General features: G+C 67.9%; 18 protein-coding genes. 15 read left to right on the forward strand and 3 right to left on the reverse strand.

Annotated elements, in window-relative coordinates; translation table 11 throughout:
- Positions 1 to 91: 91 nt before the first annotated feature.
- Both JL108_RS15525 and JL108_RS15530 read right to left on the reverse strand, forming a co-directional pair.
- A complete protein-coding gene (locus tag JL108_RS15525; RefSeq protein WP_205199093.1) occupies positions 92 to 346 on the reverse strand; it encodes a Txe/YoeB family addiction module toxin in 255 nt (84 codons plus the stop codon).
- On the reverse strand, positions 347 to 625 hold the full coding sequence (locus tag JL108_RS15530) for a type II toxin-antitoxin system Phd/YefM family antitoxin (protein WP_205199094.1): 279 nt from the start codon (positions 623 to 625) through the stop codon (positions 347 to 349). It lies immediately after the preceding gene.
- Between the two features lie 335 nt (positions 626 to 960).
- Here JL108_RS15530 and rplJ point away from each other — a divergent pair, with 335 nt between their 5' ends.
- The 15 genes from rplJ (at position 961) to JL108_RS15605 (ending at position 15,109) form a co-directional block, all read left to right on the forward strand.
- Positions 961 to 1,572: a 50S ribosomal protein L10 gene (gene rplJ, locus JL108_RS15535; protein ID WP_205199095.1), complete on the forward strand. Its 612-nt coding sequence runs from the start codon at positions 961 to 963 to the stop codon at positions 1,570 to 1,572.
- A 59-nt stretch (positions 1,573 to 1,631) separates the two neighbouring features.
- Positions 1,632 to 2,024, forward strand: coding sequence for a 50S ribosomal protein L7/L12 (gene rplL, locus JL108_RS15540; RefSeq protein ID WP_143913008.1), 393 nt, complete (start codon positions 1,632 to 1,634; stop codon positions 2,022 to 2,024).
- A 334-nt stretch (positions 2,025 to 2,358) separates the two neighbouring features.
- The gene (locus JL108_RS15545; protein WP_143913007.1) at positions 2,359 to 3,315 is read left to right on the forward strand and encodes an ABC transporter ATP-binding protein; all 957 of its coding nucleotides are present in this window, start codon (positions 2,359 to 2,361) and stop codon (positions 3,313 to 3,315) included.
- Entirely contained in the window at positions 3,312 to 4,091 is a 780-nt protein-coding gene (locus JL108_RS15550; protein WP_205199096.1) for an ABC transporter permease, read from the forward strand. The genes JL108_RS15545 and JL108_RS15550 overlap by 4 nt, the downstream gene beginning before the upstream one ends.
- A 2-nt stretch (positions 4,092 to 4,093) precedes the next feature.
- Positions 4,094 to 4,921, forward strand: coding sequence for an ABC transporter permease (locus JL108_RS15555; protein WP_143913005.1), 828 nt, complete (start codon positions 4,094 to 4,096; stop codon positions 4,919 to 4,921).
- Between the two features lies 1 nt (position 4,922).
- Positions 4,923 to 6,314 carry an MCE family protein gene (locus JL108_RS15560; protein WP_205199097.1) on the forward strand — a complete coding sequence of 464 codons (1,392 nt, stop codon included), beginning with the start codon at positions 4,923 to 4,925 and terminating at the stop codon, positions 6,312 to 6,314.
- Complete coding sequence (locus JL108_RS15565) at positions 6,301 to 7,371, forward strand: MCE family protein (RefSeq protein WP_205199098.1); 1,071 nt, start codon at positions 6,301 to 6,303, stop codon at positions 7,369 to 7,371. Before JL108_RS15560 ends, JL108_RS15565 begins: the two co-directional genes overlap by 14 nt.
- A complete protein-coding gene (locus JL108_RS15570) occupies positions 7,368 to 8,378 on the forward strand; it encodes an MCE family protein (RefSeq protein ID WP_205199099.1) in 1,011 nt (336 codons plus the stop codon). Before JL108_RS15565 ends, JL108_RS15570 begins: the two co-directional genes overlap by 4 nt.
- Entirely contained in the window at positions 8,378 to 9,550 is a 1,173-nt protein-coding gene (locus JL108_RS15575) for an MCE family protein (RefSeq protein ID WP_205199100.1), read from the forward strand. Before JL108_RS15570 ends, JL108_RS15575 begins: the two co-directional genes overlap by 1 nt.
- Entirely contained in the window at positions 9,547 to 10,962 is a 1,416-nt protein-coding gene (locus tag JL108_RS15580; protein ID WP_205199101.1) for an MCE family protein, read from the forward strand. The genes JL108_RS15575 and JL108_RS15580 overlap by 4 nt, the downstream gene beginning before the upstream one ends.
- Positions 10,959 to 12,158, forward strand: coding sequence for an MCE family protein (locus JL108_RS15585; RefSeq protein ID WP_205199102.1), 1,200 nt, complete (start codon positions 10,959 to 10,961; stop codon positions 12,156 to 12,158). Before JL108_RS15580 ends, JL108_RS15585 begins: the two co-directional genes overlap by 4 nt.
- Entirely contained in the window at positions 12,155 to 12,712 is a 558-nt protein-coding gene (locus JL108_RS15590) for a hypothetical protein (protein WP_205199103.1), read from the forward strand. The genes JL108_RS15585 and JL108_RS15590 overlap by 4 nt, the downstream gene beginning before the upstream one ends.
- On the forward strand, positions 12,709 to 13,458 hold the full coding sequence (locus tag JL108_RS15595; RefSeq protein ID WP_205199104.1) for a hypothetical protein: 750 nt from the start codon (positions 12,709 to 12,711) through the stop codon (positions 13,456 to 13,458). The genes JL108_RS15590 and JL108_RS15595 overlap by 4 nt, the downstream gene beginning before the upstream one ends.
- Before the next feature lie 236 nt (positions 13,459 to 13,694).
- A complete protein-coding gene (locus tag JL108_RS15600) occupies positions 13,695 to 14,549 on the forward strand; it encodes an SDR family NAD(P)-dependent oxidoreductase (RefSeq protein ID WP_205199105.1) in 855 nt (284 codons plus the stop codon).
- Positions 14,546 to 15,109, forward strand: a complete 564-nt coding sequence (locus JL108_RS15605; RefSeq protein ID WP_205199106.1) for a carboxymuconolactone decarboxylase family protein — start codon at positions 14,546 to 14,548, stop codon at positions 15,107 to 15,109. Before JL108_RS15600 ends, JL108_RS15605 begins: the two co-directional genes overlap by 4 nt.
- A gap of 113 nt (positions 15,110 to 15,222) precedes the next feature.
- Here JL108_RS15605 and JL108_RS15610 read toward each other — a convergent pair.
- Positions 15,223 to 15,500: IS30 family transposase (locus tag JL108_RS15610; protein ID WP_205197718.1), on the reverse strand; the 278-nt coding region annotated here is incomplete at its 5' end.

Genomic DNA, 15,500 nt, shown 5'->3' on the forward strand with positions numbered 1-15,500 from the left:
CCGATGCGAGACCGCCGCCAGCACAAGCCCACGCACGAGCCGCTGTGCTTCCTCGCCCCCGGAGCCACGGCGGGCTTCTGTGCCGCTCGGGTCAGTAGTGGTAGCGGGCCTGGAGGATGACCAGGTCGTCACCGTCGACGAGGTAAACGAGCCGGTGCTCCTCATTGATCCGCCGCGACCACGAGCCCTGCGCCCCGTACTTCAGCTGCTCGGGCTTGCCGATGCCGTCGAACGGCTCGCGCAGGCAGGCGTCGATGAGGAGGTTGATCCGCTTGAGGATTCGCCGATCGGTCGTCTGCCAGTGCTTGTAGTCGTCCCAGGCGGCCTCGTCCCAGACCAGCCGCACTCAGGCGTCCTCGTGATGGCCGGCCGGTTCGTCGGAGCGGTCGAGCTCGTGGGCCTGGGTCTTCCCGGCGCGGGCGCGGTCGTAGGCGTCGAGCAGTCTGCGGGCGTTCGCCGGGGAGCGGAACAGGTAGGCGGTCTCCTGCCAGGCGGCGTACTCGTCGGCCGGCATGAGCACTGCGTTGCCCTTGCGAGAGACGATCTCGACGGCGTCGTGGTCCTGGTTCACGCGCTCGATGAGCGGGAACAGCGTCTTGCGGGCCTCGCTCGCGCTGATGGACATGGCGATAATCCTCTGATCGAAAGAGTGGTACGTGATAATGGTACCACTCAGATCTCGGTCAGAGCTGCTGCTCCTCACCTCGCGCGGCCGACTTTCACCTGGCCGACCCCGATTTGGAGTTCGGGGGAGGGGCCGTCTACGATGGAACCTGCCGAAGACCGCCGGTGGCGATTCACCCGAAGAGCCCCAAGCGCCCGTCTGGGCGGCCCGCGCAGGTGAGTGTACGTCCTCTGGGACTCCACGGAGTCCAAAGAAGCGTCCCGCGCCTGCGCCGGGGCGCTTTTGTCGTGTCGGGACCGGTCCTTTGGCATCGAACCAGTGCTGGAAGGAGACCCATGGCACGCCCGGACAAGACCGCCGCCGTCGCCGAGATCGCGGAGAGCTTCCGCGAGTCGAACGGTGTCGTTCTCACCGAGTACCGTGGCCTGTCGGTCAAGCAGCTGCAGGATCTGCGGCGCTCGCTTGGTCAGGCCGCGAGCTATGCCGTCGCCAAGAACACGCTGACCAAGATCGCTGCCAAGGACGCCGGTGTCGAGCTCGCTGACGAGCTGCTCACCGGACCGACCGCCATCGCCTTCATCAACGGCGATGTGGTGGAAGCGGCGAAGGGACTGCGTGACTTCGCGAAGGCGAACACCCAGCTCGTCATCAAGGGCGGCTTCCTCGACGGGAAGTCGCTCTCGGCCGACGAGATCAACAAGCTGGCCGACCTCGAGTCGCGCGAGGTCCTCCTCGCCAAGCTCGCGGGCGGCATGAAGGCCAACCTGAGCAAGGCCGCGGCCCTGTTCCAGGCGCCGCTGTCCAAGACCGCCCGTACCGTGGCGGCTCTGCAGGACAAGGCTCAGGCCGATCCCAGCGTCCTCGCCGGTGGGGAAGCCCCCGCCGCCGAGGCCGCGACCGCCGACGAGGCCCCCGCGGCCGAGTCGGGTGAAAGCACCGAGGGCTGAACCGCCCGATCACCATCGGGGCCCCCTCGGGGTCTCACACTTAGAAAGGACGCCACACCATGGCGAAGCTCAGCACCGATGAACTGCTCGACGCGTTCAAGGAGATGACGCTGATCGAGCTCAGCGAGTTCGTGAAGCAGTTCGAGGAGACCTTCGACGTCACCGCCGCCGCTCCGGTGGCCGTGGCCGCGGCCGGCGCCCCGGCTGCCGGCGGCGACGCCGGTGGCGAGGCCGCCGAGCAGGACGAGTTCGATGTCGTCCTCGAGTCGGCCGGCGACAAGAAGATCCAGGTCATCAAGGAGGTCCGTGGCCTCACGAGCCTGGGTCTCAAGGAGGCCAAGGACCTCGTCGAGGGCGCTCCCAAGGCGATCCTCGAGGGCGTCAACAAGGAGGCCGCCGAGAAGGCCAAGGAGGCCCTCGAAGGCGCCGGCGCCAGCGTCACCCTCAAGTGACACGTCGCTGACGTACTCCGCGCGAAGCGCCCGTCCCCATAGGGGGCGGGCGCTTCGTCATGTGGAGGCCGGGTGGTTGATGGCTCACCGCCCCGAGTGGTGGCCGATCCGCCGGGCCTCGCGGCGCCGTGAGAGCCGCGAGCGATCGGTCGAGTGGCCATGGGGGTCACGGTGAGTTACCGTGCATGAGCCCTCGTCGCGGCGGACTGTTACTCGTGAGTCACTTTCTGTGTAACTGGCCGTGACCTTTGTCAGATCGGCTCGTTGGAGCTTGTGTCGGGGGTCACAGGGAGAAGAGCCCGCGGCAGGATTCGACCAGGCAGGAGGAGGGCTGGTGGGAGTCGAGGTAGCGGTCACTGGGCTGACCAAGAAGTTCGGCAAGCAACTCATCTGGCGTGATGTCACGCTGACATTGCCGGCGGGCGAGGTGTCGGTCATGCTCGGCCCGTCGGGCACGGGCAAGTCGGTCTTCCTGAAGACCCTCATCGGGCTGGTCAAGCCCAATGAGGGCAGCGTGGTCATCGAGGGAGTCGACATCGCCAGCTGCCCCGAGCGGGAGCTGTACGAGGTGCGCAAGCTCTTCGGCGTGCTCTTCCAGGACGGCGCGATGTTCGGGTCGATGACCCTCTTCGACAATGTCGCCTTCCCGCTGCGCGAGCACACCAAGAAGTCCGAATCCGAGATCCGCAAGATCGTCATGGAGAAGATGGACCTCACGGGTCTGGTCGGAGCCGAGGACAAGCTCCCGGGCGAGATCTCCGGCGGTATGCGCAAGCGCGCCGGGTTGGCCCGCGCCCTCGTGCTGGACCCCGAGATCCTGCTCATCGACGAGCCCGACTCGGGTCTCGATCCGGTACGCACCGCCTACATCAACCAGCTCTTCATCGATCTCAACGCGCAGATCGACGCCACCTTCCTGATCGTCACCCACGACATCAACACCGCCCGCACGGTCCCGGACAACATCGGCCTGCTCTACCACAAGCACCTGGCGATGTTCGGCCCGCGCGAGATGCTGCTGAGCAGCACGGAGCCGGTCGTCGCCCAGTTCCTCAACGCCCAGCGGGTCGGCCCGATCGGCATGAGCGAGGAGAAGGACGCCGACGAGCTCGCTGCCGAGGCCGGCTTCGACATGCCCCCGCTGCCCCCGATCACCCGCCAGCTCGAGCCGAGCAACGGCCTGCCCCGGCGTTCGGAGCGTCCGGCCGGCCAGTGGTGCCGGGAGAACGGGGTCGTTCCTCCTCCCGGCTCCTTCGACGACGCGGTCGCGACCCCGGGGAGCGCCGGATGAGCGTGACGTCCGCCGTCGCTGCTCCCGCACGTATCGCCGGCGGACTCTTCGCCTTCATGATCGACGTCGTCGTCACGACCTTCCGCCTGCCGTTCCAGTTCCGCGAGTTCCTCCAGCAGGCCTGGTTCATCGTGACGGTCACGATCATCCCGACGATGTTCGTGGCGATCCCCTTCGGCGCCGTCATCGCCCTGCAGGTCGGCGGCCTGATCCAGCAGTTCGGCGCGCAGTCGTTCACCGGCTCGGCGGCCGTGCTCGCCGTCGTCAAGGAGGCCGGGCCGATCGCCACCGCGCTGCTCATCGCGGGCGCGGCGGGCTCGGCGATCGCCTCGGACTTCGGCGCTCGCAAGATCCGCGAGGAGCTCGACGCCATGATGGTGCTCGGGATCGATCCCATCCACCGGCTCGTCGTCCCGCGGGTCTGGGCCTGTGTCATGGTGGCCGTCGCGCTCAACGGGCTGGTCACGATCGTCGGCGTCGCCGGCGGCTACTTCTTCAACGTGGTGCTGCAGGACGGCACCCCCGGCGCCTATATCGCCTCGTTCTCCGCACTCGCGCAGGTGCCCGACCTGATCCAGGCGATGGTGAAGTCGATGATCTTCGGCTTCCTGGCCGCCATCGTGGCCGCCTACAAGGGCATGAACGCCAAGGGCGGTCCGAAGGGAGTCGGCGACGCCGTCAACGAGGCCGTCGTCATCACGTTCACGCTGCTGTTCGTCGTCAACTTCGTGATCTCGGCGGTGTACCTGCAGCTCGTCCCGCCCAAGGGGATGTGATCATGGCTCGCCTCTCCGCTCTCTACGAACAGCCGCTCGGGACCCTGGACACCCTCGGCCGGCAGATGCTCTTCTACGTGCGCGTGCTCATGTCGATACCGCGCACCATCGCCAACTACAGCCGCGAGATCATGCGGCTGCTGGCGGAGGTGGCGCTGGGCTCGGGCTCGCTCGCCCTCATCGGCGGCACCGTCGGCGTCATCACCGCGATGACCTTCTTCACCGGTACCGAGGTCGGCATCCAGTCCTTCGCCGCACTCGACCAGCTCGGCACCGCGCCGCTGACCGGTTTCGTCTCGGCCTACTTCAACACCAGGGAGATCGCGCCGATCGTCGCGGGCATCGCGCTGGCGGCGACCGTCGGGTGTGGCTTCACCGCACAGCTCGGCGCGATGCGCATCAGCGAGGAGGTCGACGCGCTGGAGGTCATGGCGATCCCGTCGCTGCCCTATCTCGTCACCACGCGTGTCCTGGCCGGCCTGGTGGCCGTCATCCCGCTGTACATCGTGGGACTGCTGTCGTCCTACTTCGCGACCCGGCTGACCATCACCCGGATGTTCGGCCAGAGTCAGGGCACCTACGACCACTACTTCATGACCTTCCTGCCCCCCGAGGACGTCCTCTGGTCCTTCGCCAAGGTGCTGATCTTCGCCGTGGTGGTCATCTTGATCCACTGCTACTACGGCTACTACGCCTCGGGCGGACCGGCGGGTGTCGGCGTCGCGGTCGGCCGAGCGGTGCGCACGTCGATCGTCGCGATCACCGTCGTGGACCTGCTGGCCTCGATGGCGATCTGGGGCACCAACGTCACCGTAAGGCTGGCTGGTTGACATGGCACGTACACCCGTCCTGGAGCGCACCGCCTCGATCCGCATCCTCGGGATCCTCTTCCTGGCGCTGGTCCTCTTCTTCGTGTGGGTCACCTACGCGTTCTTCACCAAGCAGTTCGTGTCCTCGGTGCCGGTCACGATGTATGCCAGCACCGCCGGCGCGAGCCTGCCGAGCAATGCCGATGTCAAGCTGCGCGGCATGCGCGTCGGAGAGGTCCGCGATGTGCAGACCGACGGCCGGCAGGTCACGATGAAGCTCGCGATGGACCCCGACTACATCGATCGCATCCCCGCCGGAGTCACGGGCCAGATCGTGCCCAAGACGCTGTTCGGTGAGAAGCAGGTATCGCTGGTCCCGCCCGCCGAGGCGACCGGGGACACCCTGCAGGCCGGCGATGTCATCGCCCGCGCCGAGGTGCCGGTCGAGATCGAGGAGCTGCTCAACGACCTCTATCCGCTGCTCACCGCCGTCGATCCGCAGGACGTCGCCTACACCCTTTCGGCGGTCTCGCAGGCCCTCGAAGGTCGCGGTGAGCAACTCGGCGAGACGCTGGTGACGGCACGCGACTACCTCCGTGAGATCAACCCGGAGGTGCCGCAGCTGATCGACGACCTGACCACCCTCGGCACGGTCGCGGACGGCTACGCCGATGCGATGCCCGATATCGGCCGGCTCCTGGAGAACGCGGTCTTCACCGGCGACACCGTCGTGGCCAAGCAGTCGCAGCTGCTCGCCTTCTTCAACGAGGGCACGGCACTGGCCGACACCCTGACCGAGTTCGTCGACGTGAACGCCGAGAACCTCGTCACCGTGCCGCGGCAGACGGCCCCGGTCGTCGAGGTCCTCGACCGCTATTCCGGCACTTTCCCCTGCTTCCTCGACGCCATGGCCGAGCTGCGGCCGCGGCTGGACTCGGTGCTTCGCGACCAGACCGTCCACATCAACCTGGAGCTTCTGCCGCTCGCCGGTCAGCCCACGGGGTACGAGGAGAGCGAGCGCGCCGAGGTCTCCCAGCAGACCCTCGATACCGCCGATGCCGCACAGCCCACCTGTCTCAGCCTGGAACAGGCGGTCAACGGCGAGAACCCGTACCCGCAGGAGAATCCGTTCAGCGTGCCCGCCGATGTCTACAAGCTCATCGGCGTCAACAGCGACCACAACGGCAAGTTCGGCACCCCCGAGGACTTCGAGCGGGTGGCACCCGGTGCCGCCTCGCTGGACGCCGCGGTGCAGCCCAGCGTGCTGTCCGACACAGCGGCGCAGCGCACGGCGGTCAAGTCCCTCGTCGCCGCGCAGACGGGACAGCAGGCCGAGGAACTGTCCGACCTCGCACCGCTCCTGGTGAGCCCCCTCCTACGGGGATCGGAGGTGAAGATCAGTGAAGCTCGATAAGGCATCGGCGTCGGCGGCGATCAAGCTGTCGATCTTCCTCGCGTTCACCGCGGCGACCACGTGGGTGCTCGCCCTCACCCTCGGCGCGACCTTCTTCGACCAGCGCACCGAGTACACGGCGGTCTTCGAGGACGTCACGGGAGTCGCCAAGGGTGACGAGGTCCGCATCGCCGGCGTCCGGGTGGGTTCGGTGCGCGACATCGACATCGTCGACCGCGATCAGGCGGAGGTCACCTTCGCGGTCGATCGCGAGGTCCCGCTCACGCAGAACACCCAGGTCACCATCAAGTTCCGCAACCTCGTCGGTCAGCGTTACATCGCCCTGACGCAGGGCGCCGAGGGCGCCTCGGAACGATTGAAGGCGGGGGAGACGATCGGCGTCGACCAGACCCAGGAAGCACTCGATCTCAATGTGCTGCTCAACGGCTTCAAGCCGGTCTTCCAGGCGCTGTCGCCCGATGACACCAACCAGCTGGCCTTCGAGATCGTGCAGACCTTCCAGGGCGAGAGCGGCAATGTCGAGACCCTGCTCGCGCGGACGGCATCGCTGACCTCCACGCTCGCGGACCGCGACGAACTCATCGGCGATGTCATCGTCAACCTCAGCGAGACGCTGGACATGATCGGCAGCCGCGATGCGGAGCTCACCCGCACGATCGACACGCTGCAGCAGTTCGTCAGCGGCCTGGCCGAGGACCGCGATGCGATCTTGAACTCGATCGACTCGGTCTCGGCGCTTTCGACCGAGACCGCCGATCTGCTCCAGCAGGGCCGCCCGGCGCTCGCCGAGGATGTCCGGCAGCTGAACGCGCTGACGGCCAATCTGAGCACCGATGAGAACCTCACGGCCTTGTCGACATCGATCCAGATCATGCCCCACAAGGCCGAGACCCTCGGCAACGCGGCGTCGAGCGGCAGCTACTTCAACTTCTACCTCTGCGAGTTGAAGGGGCAGATCGTCATCCCGGCGATCCCGATACTCGGCCTGGAGGAGACCCCGCTGAAGCTCGGCGGCGACGAAGGCCTGAACGTCGGGGGAGCGAGGTGCGCGTCGTGAAGCCCTTCCGTGAACGCAACCACACCGTGATCGGCGTCTTCAGCTTCGCCGTGATCGCGGCGATCCTGCTGGCCGCATTCCGTGCCGACCGGCTGCCGATCATCGGCGGCGGCGACACGTACACCGCCGAGTTCGCCGAGATCGGGTCGCTCGATTCCGGAGCCGAGGTCCGCGTCGCGGGCGTCTCGGTCGGCAAGGTGGGCGATATCGAGCTCGACGGCGACAAGGTCAAGGTCGAGTTCACCCTCGATGAGGGCACAGACCTGGGCGATCAGGCGCGTGCCGAGATCCGGATCCGCACCCTGCTCGGCGCCCAGTACCTGGCCCTCGTGCCCGATGGAGAGGGCGACCTGGAGAAGGGCGCCACGATCCCCGTCGATCGCACCGTCCCGCCCTACGATGTCGTCGAGGCCTTCTCCGAGCTGAGCACCACCACACAGGAGCTCGACGTCGATCAGATCTCCGATGCGCTGACGACCCTCGGCGATGTCTCCGGGCAGGTGCCCGAGGAGTTCCAGGCCGCGCTCACCGGAGTCTCGGACCTGTCGCGCAATCTCGCCGCCCGCGACGAGCAGATCAACACGCTGCTGCAGAACATCAAGAAGGTCACCGGCGTGCTGAACTCGCGCGACGAGGAGCTGGTGAAGCTCTTCGAGGACGCCGACACGCTCTTTTCAGCGGTCGCCGCGCGCCGTGACTCGATCCATGCGCTGCTCGTCGCCGCCACCGAGCTCTCCACGGAGCTGAGCACCCTGGTCGACGAGACACGTGACGACCTGAAGCCCGCGCTCACGCAACTCGACGCCGTCACCGACATGCTGCATCAGCACGAGGCCAGCCTGGACGAGGCCTTGCGCCTGCTGCCGGGCTTCTACCGGGTATACGCCAATGCGCTGGGCACCGGTCCGTGGTTCGACGTCTACCTGGGCAATGTGCCCCCGAACCTGGGCGTCGCCGATGCGCTGCGCGATGCCCTGGGCGGTCTCGGATCCGGAGGTGAGCAGTGATGCGGCAAGCACTCGCGATGCGGCTGGCCAACACGTCCAAGCTCGTGGTCGTGGTCGTCTTCCTGGCACTCGTGGTCAGCGCCGTGGTCGCCTGGTCCGCGCGCGACACGAGCAAGACCGTGACCGTCGAGTTCAGCGAGACCACCGCGGTGTACGAAGGCTCGGACGTCAAGGTCCTCGGGGTCGCCATCGGCAAGGTCGAGAAGCTGACACCGCGCGGCGACGCCGTCGTCGCCACCATCAGCTACGACGACCAGTACGACCTGCCGCGTGACGTCAAGGCCGCGATCGTCTCCCCGGCGATCGTCGGCGACCGGTACGTGCAGTTCGCCCCCGCCTACACCGAGGGGCCGACCCTCGAGGACGGTGCCACGATCGGCAACGACCGCACCGCGGTCCCGGTCGAACTGGACGAGGTCTACGCCTCGATCAGCGATCTCTCGGTGGCACTCGGACCCGACGGTGCCAATGACGACGGCTCCCTCAGCCGGCTGGTGGACAATCTCGCCGGCCAGCTCGACGGCCAGGGCGCGCAGGTGAACGAGACCATCCAGAACTTCAGCAAGCTCGCCACCACGCTCGATTCCAACTCCGAGGATCTCTTCGGCAGCGTGCGTGAGGTGCAGGAGTTCGTCGAGGTCCTCAACCGCAATGACGAGACGGTCCGCGCGTTCAACGACAGCACCGCCCAGGTCTCGGAGGTCCTCGAAGGCGAGCGCGACGACCTCGCCGAGACCCTGTCGGCGCTCAGCACGGCGCTGACGGATGTCAACACGCTGGTCACCGAGAACCGCGACGTGCTGCGCAGCAATGTCGACAAGATCGAATCGCTCTCGCAGGTGCTGCGCACCCGGCAGGGGGAGTTCGAGGAGCTGCTCGTCGCGGCACCGACGGCGCTGTCCAATATCGCGCTGACCTACAACGGCAACTACGGCACGCTGGACAACCGGGCCGGGCTGGAGGAGCTGCTCCTCGGCGGTATCAAGGATCCCGCCGGGCTCCTGTGCAATCTGCTCGACGAGTCGACCGATGACGCCCTCTGCGGCACCTTGAGCGACCTCCTCGATCCGATCCTCGGCGGCTTGTCGCCCCGCACGGCCCCGGGCAGCGCGCCGATGCAGGCCGAGAAGTCAGCCTCGTCCCTCGCCGAGATGATGGAGGTGCCCCAGTGAACCGCGCGATACAGGGCGTCGCCGCCGTCGCCTCGGCGGCCGTGCTCGCCGGCTGCAGCTTCACCCCCTACGACCTCCCGCTGCCGGGAGGAGCGGATGTCGGCGACGAATCCTACGATGTCGAGGTCGAGTTCCGCGATGTCCTCGACTTGGTGCCGCACAGCGCGGTGCGGGTCGACGATGTCGCGGTGGGGCGTGTGACCGATATCCAGCTCGACGGGTGGACGGCACGGGTGACGTTGCGCATCAACGGCGATGTCACGCTGCCCGACGATGCCGAGGCCACCATCCGGCAGACCAACCTGCTGGGCGAGAAGTTCGTGTCGCTGGCGGCGCCCGAGGGCGGGGGAACCGGCGAGCTCTCCGATGGCGATGTCATCGCACTCGACCGCTCGGGACGCAATCCGGAGATCGAGGAGGTCCTGTCGGCGGCATCGATGCTGTTCAACGGCGGTGCGCTGGAGAAGACCAACACCATCGTCAAGGAGCTCAACCTCGCTCTCGGCGACAAGGACGCCGAGGTCCGCGACCTCATCTCGGTCACCTCCGATCTCCTCGGCCAGCTCGACGACAACTCCGACCAGATCCTCGCCGCGCTGGAGAAGGTCGACCGGCTCGCGCAGGAGACCAACGCGCAGCGGGCCGCCATCACCGGCGCGCTCGACGACCTCCCCGAGGCGCTCGAGGTGCTCGACCAGCAGCGCTCCGATCTGGTGGGACTCCTGGAATCACTGGACCGTCTCGGCGACACCGCCACGGGTGTCGTCCGGGAGTCCAAGGCCGACACGGTTGCGACACTGCAGCACCTCGAGCCGGTGCTGGCCAATCTCGTGGAGGCGGGCGACAGCATCGCGCAGTCGGCCGGCCTCCTGCTCACCTTCCCCTTCAGCGACGGCTACATGGGCGGCACAGTGGAGCGCGCCGCCGGACGGTGCAGCAATGTCGACCGGGCGGCCAACACCGGGGTCTGCGCGGGCGACTACGGCAATCTGTCGATGAAGCTCGAGATCAGTGCCGCGCAGGTGCAGCAGCTGTTCGACGGCTTCGGCGCCGAGTCGATCCCGGGTCTCGCCGATCTCGCCCCGGAGACCCCGCTGACCGGGGACGAGGCTCCCTCGGGTGATCTGCTGGGCCTCGTCGAGGGACTCCTGCCACCGTCGGCCGACGACGAGGCACCTGCCGTCCCCGGCGACACTCCGCGAGAGGAGGACGAGCCTCGTGACTCCAAGCCCTCTCCGCGGCCCACGGCATCGCCCTCGGAGGACGATGACGACGACAAACCGTCCGGCGTGCGCCGGTGGCTCAATCCGCTGTGCTGGTTCGGCTCCTGCCGGACCGTTCCAGCCGCGGACGACACGAGCGCCGGCCATGACCTGGACCGGCTCTTCACCGAGGCGGTGACGGCACCATGATCACCCGGCTGACCAAGGTCCAGCTCATGATCTTCGCGATCGTGACGCTCATCGGCGGCACGATCGTCGGCGGCAAGTACGCGCAGCTGGACCGACTCTTCTTCGAGCGCACCTACGACGTGCGTGCCGAGCTGACGGCCTCGGGCGGCATCTTCGAGGGGGCCGAGGTCACCTACCGTGGCATTAAGATCGGGCGGGTTGACGCGGTGGACTTCACCGACGACGGCGTCGACGCCGTGCTCGCCATCGAGAACGACGCGCCGAGGATTCCCCAGGACACCGAGGCCGTGGTTGCCAACAAGTCCGCGATCGGCGAGCAGTACGTCGACCTGCGGCCGCGTCAGCGCGACGAGCCCTTCCTGAAGGCCGGCGATGTCATCGGGCGGGACCGCACCGAGGTGCCCATCGACACCACGACCCTGCTGCTGAACACCAATGCGCTGGTCTCGTCCATCGACACCGGCAATCTGGAGACGGTCGTGTCCGAGCTGGGGCAGGCCTTCGAGGGGACGGGGCGCGACCTGGAGACGATCCTGGACGCCTCGACCTCGTTCATCGGCGAGGCGCACGCCAATATCGACGTGACGCGTCGGCTGATCCGTGAGTCCGGCACCGTCTTGCAGACCCAGGTCGACAAGCGTGGAGAACTGGCCTCCTTCTCCCGCGATCTCGCGCTGTTCTCGGACACCTTGCGTGCTTCGGACCCGGATCTGAGGGCGGTGATCGACGAAGGCGCGCCGACCGCGCAGACCCTCGACGAGGTCGTGAACGAGAACTCCGAGGACCTCACCGCCATCCTGGACAACCTCTCCGTCGCCGGGAAACCGCTGCTGGAGAACAAGATCGGCCTGCAGTCGATCCTGGTGCTGTATCCCTACCTGTTGCAGGGCTCCTTCTCGGTCGTGACGCCCAGCGACGAGGAGGGGGAGTACGACGCGCACTTCGGCCTCGTGCTCACCCCGACACCCCACACCTGCAGTTACTACGAGGACGGGCCGGGCTCCGGCTATCGTGAACGTCGCGATCCGGCCGATGTCGAGCGTCGTGAGTTCGACACCTCGATCGACTGCACGCTCCCGGACAATGACATCGCGCGTCAGACGTCGAAGTCGGAGTTCACGCCGCGCACGGCCGTGCCGGAGTCGCGGGAACGAGAGGACTGGGGATGGATGCTGCTGGACGTGGCGGCCGAATGAGCGCTGAGACGACGCGCGGAGGTTGGACCTGGTGGGCGACGCTCGTCGGTGTCGTGCTGGCGCTGGTCGGTGCCGTGCTCATCGGCTTCGGCGACCGTCTGGCCGGTGCGAGCGAGGCGTCCGGCACCGCGAGTGCGGTGTCGGTCAGTCAGGACTTCGCCGTGGCGTACAACACCTACGATGTGGCCGATCCGGATGACTACAAGAGTCGTCTGGAGGGCTTGTTGACCGATGAGTATCGCGAGCAGGCCTTCGAGGTGATCGATGCGATCTTCCAGGCACTGGCAGAGAAGGAGCAGACCAGCGGCGATGCCGACGTCCTCGCGGTGGGCATCCCGGTGATCGACGACGACTCCGCTCAGACGCTGGTCGCGGTCGATGCCACGATCAGCAACACCGATGTCGAGGATGCCGGCGTGCAGCGGCACTTCCGCTGGAAGCTCTCCCTGGTGCGCGAGGACGGTGACTGGAAGGTCGACGGCTTCGAGAGCGTCGCCTCCGTCGAGGCCGAGGCGACTCCCGACGGTGCCCAGGACGGAGGCGAGTCCCAGTGAGCGAGCCACGCAAGCCACAGCGGCGTCGTATCGCGGGGGAGCGTTCGGCGGCCGAGCGCGCCTCCGCGCCGCCGTCGTCCCCGCGTGCCACGCCGCGTCCGGTGGCGCGTCCCGTGCGACGTCCCCGCGACGAGGAGTCGACATCCTCGGAGGCTACGTCCCCGGCACCCGCCCGCGATCGAGGCGGTGACGATGCCGGGCAGAGCTCCACGCGCACGCGGCGCCCGAGATTGCGGCTTCCGGCTGGTTCCCTGCCGTGGCGGGCGATCGTCGCCGTCCTGGTCCTCGCCCTCGGCCTGGGTCTGGCCGGCTGGGGTGCGTGGAGCCTGCGCGGTGGTGGCGAAGGAGCCCTCGATGCGGCTCAGCGGCAGGCGTCGCGTGCCGCGGGTGAGGCGGCCGAGACGGTCTTCACCTTCTCCCATGACGATCTCGACGCGCATGAGGAGAACTCCAAGGCGCTCATGACCGACGACTTCGCCAAGGAGTTCGACAAGGTGGCCCCGTCCTTGCGCGATATCGCTCCGCAGCGCGAGTTCGAGGTGCAGGCGCAGGTGCAGGACGCCGGTGCGGTGCCGTGCGGCGATGACTGCTCGACCGATTCGGTCCAGGTGCTCGTCTTCGTCGACCAGGTGCGGTTGATCGCCGGACAGGAGGACGAGGCGCCGACGGTGCTCGGCAACCGGGTGACGATGACGATGGTCAAGGAGCGCGGCACCTGGCTCGTCGACGAGATCCAGGCCCTCTGACCGTTCCCGTCCGCCGTCCATCGGGTGGTGCACAGTGGACCGCGAGTGGCGCAGATTCGCCCTCGCCGAGCCCGGATCGGGGCAGATATGCACCACTCGCGGGCAGGATTGCACCACTCGGCGGGACCACGTCGGGTCGGCGGGCGAGGTAGGTCTCGTGCGGTTTCCGGGTCGGCGGGGCGAAATCGCATGTTACCGTCGAGTTCGCTTCTGCCGGTGAGTCGAGAGGACCGTCCATGCGTGACCATCGTGAACTGCTGCGGGGGCGGCGTGTCCTCATCACCGGAGCCGCGCGGGGGATCGGCGCGGCGCTGGCCGAACGTCTCGCGGAGCGTGGAGCGCGGGTCGGTCTGATCGGACTGGAGCCGGAGTTGCTCGCCGGCGTCGCGGAGGCGACCGGGGGAGTCTGGCGGGAGTGCGATGTGGCGCAGCGGGAGCAGGTCGACCGTGCCGTCAGCGAGGTGGCCGAGGAGCTCGGCGGACTCGACATCGTGGTCGCCAATGCCGGAATCGCGGGGCAGCTGCCGATCCTCGGCGGCGATCCGCGCGTGATGGAGCAGACGGTTGCCGTGAATCTCCTTGGCTCGTATTACACGATGCGGGCGGCGGGTCCGCATATCGCTCACCCGGGCGGCTACGCGCTGGTGGTCTCCTCGGCGGCCGCGGTGGTACAGCTGCCGCTGCTCGCTGCCTACTCGGCGTCCAAATCCGGCGTCGAGGCGCTCGGCAACACGCTGCGCAGTGAACTGCGGCCGAGCGGGGCCAAGGCGGGCGTGGCCTATTTCGCCGAGCTCGCCACCGACATGACGGAGCGCGGCTTCTCCACCGAGGCTGCTGCGGTGCTCGGGGCGGAGGGGTCCTTCTCGGGAGTGTCACCGTTGGCCCCGGCCATCGACCGGATCGAGCGGGGCATCGCCCGTCGTTCGCGGGTCATCGTCGCGCCCTGGTGGGTCGCGGGCATCCTGCCGATCCGCATGCTCGCGCAGCCGGTGGTCGACCGTTTCGCGCAGCGCGGGCTCGACGAGGCGCTGCGCATCGCTCGTGACGAGCGGGTGGATCTCACCACGCCGCAGCCGGGCCAGGGTTCGTGACCCCGCGGGTCGCGCCGGGCGGTCGTCGCGAGCTGGGCCTGGTCAACTGGCTGGTGTGCCGGCTGCTCGCACGCGGCGCCGGTGTGCCGGAGGCGCGGGTGTTCACGACCCTCGGCCGCGCTCGCGGGACCTTTCGCGGGTGGCTGCACTACTCGGCGACGCTCATGCCCTTCGGCCGCTTGACGCGCTATGAGACCGAACTGGCGATCTTGCGGGTCGCCCAGGTGCGGGGGTGCGAATACGAGCGGGATCACCATCTACGTCTCGGGGAGCGAGCCGGTGTGACCGCCGAGCTGGCCGAGCGGGTGTTCGCCGCGCCCGATTCGCCGGCGTGGCCGGCCCGCCATCGCGCCTTGTTGGTGGCCGTCGACCGGCTCATCGAGCAGGGTGATCTCGACGACGCGCAGTGGGCCGATCTCGCGGCGCACTTCCGTGATCGGGAGCTGATCGAGATCGTTCTGCTGGTCGGGCACTACAACGCCCTCGCGACCGCGCTCACGACGCTGAGGGTCGAGCGCGACCTCGCCTGCCGGGCGCACGGCCACCCGCCTGGGCGGTGACGTACGCACCTCTCAGCCCGCGGAGCGGTGAGCTACGCACCTCTCGCTCGTGTGGGCGGTGACTTGCGCACCTCTCACCCCGGGCTGGTTCTAGTGGTCGAAGCAACGGGTGGTCAGGCTGCCTGGGTGAGGAGCCTGTTCAGCCGGGTGGCTGGGGTGTCGAGGTCAAGGGTAGGTCGGGGACGTGCGTTCAGGCTGTCCTGGGCGTTGCGGAGGTCCTCGGCGGTGAAGGTCGAGAGGTCGGCACCTTTGGGGAACCAGTGCCGTAGGAGCCGGTTGGTGTTCTCGTTCGATCCGCGTTGCCAGGGTGAGCGGGGATCGCAGAAGTAGACCCGCATGTCCAGAGCGGTCTGGATTCGGGCGTACTCGGCGAGTTCGGAGCCACGGTCCC

Origin of the sequence: Aeromicrobium sp. YIM 150415 (assembly GCF_016918125.1) — a bacterium.
GTDB lineage: Bacteria > Actinomycetota > Actinomycetes > Propionibacteriales > Nocardioidaceae > Aeromicrobium > Aeromicrobium piscarium.

Bases quoted from the DNA above. Each gene is read 5' to 3' on its own strand.
- JL108_RS15530 (WP_205199094.1), bottom strand. From the start codon at position 625: ATGTCCATCAGCGCGAGCGAGGCCCGCAAGACGCTGTTCCCGCTCATC.
- rplJ (WP_205199095.1), top strand. From the start codon at position 961: ATGGCACGCCCGGACAAGACCGCCGCCGTCGCCGAGATCGCGGAGAGC.
- rplL (WP_143913008.1), top strand. From the start codon at position 1,632: ATGGCGAAGCTCAGCACCGATGAACTGCTCGACGCGTTCAAGGAGATG.
- JL108_RS15550 (WP_205199096.1), top strand. From the start codon at position 3,312: ATGAGCGTGACGTCCGCCGTCGCTGCTCCCGCACGTATCGCCGGCGGA.
- JL108_RS15555 (WP_143913005.1), top strand. From the start codon at position 4,094: ATGGCTCGCCTCTCCGCTCTCTACGAACAGCCGCTCGGGACCCTGGAC.
- JL108_RS15560 (WP_205199097.1), top strand. From the start codon at position 4,923: ATGGCACGTACACCCGTCCTGGAGCGCACCGCCTCGATCCGCATCCTC.
- JL108_RS15575 (WP_205199100.1), top strand. From the start codon at position 8,378: ATGCGGCAAGCACTCGCGATGCGGCTGGCCAACACGTCCAAGCTCGTG.
- JL108_RS15585 (WP_205199102.1), top strand. From the start codon at position 10,959: ATGATCACCCGGCTGACCAAGGTCCAGCTCATGATCTTCGCGATCGTG.
- JL108_RS15590 (WP_205199103.1), top strand. From the start codon at position 12,155: ATGAGCGCTGAGACGACGCGCGGAGGTTGGACCTGGTGGGCGACGCTC.
- JL108_RS15600 (WP_205199105.1), top strand. From the start codon at position 13,695: ATGCGTGACCATCGTGAACTGCTGCGGGGGCGGCGTGTCCTCATCACC.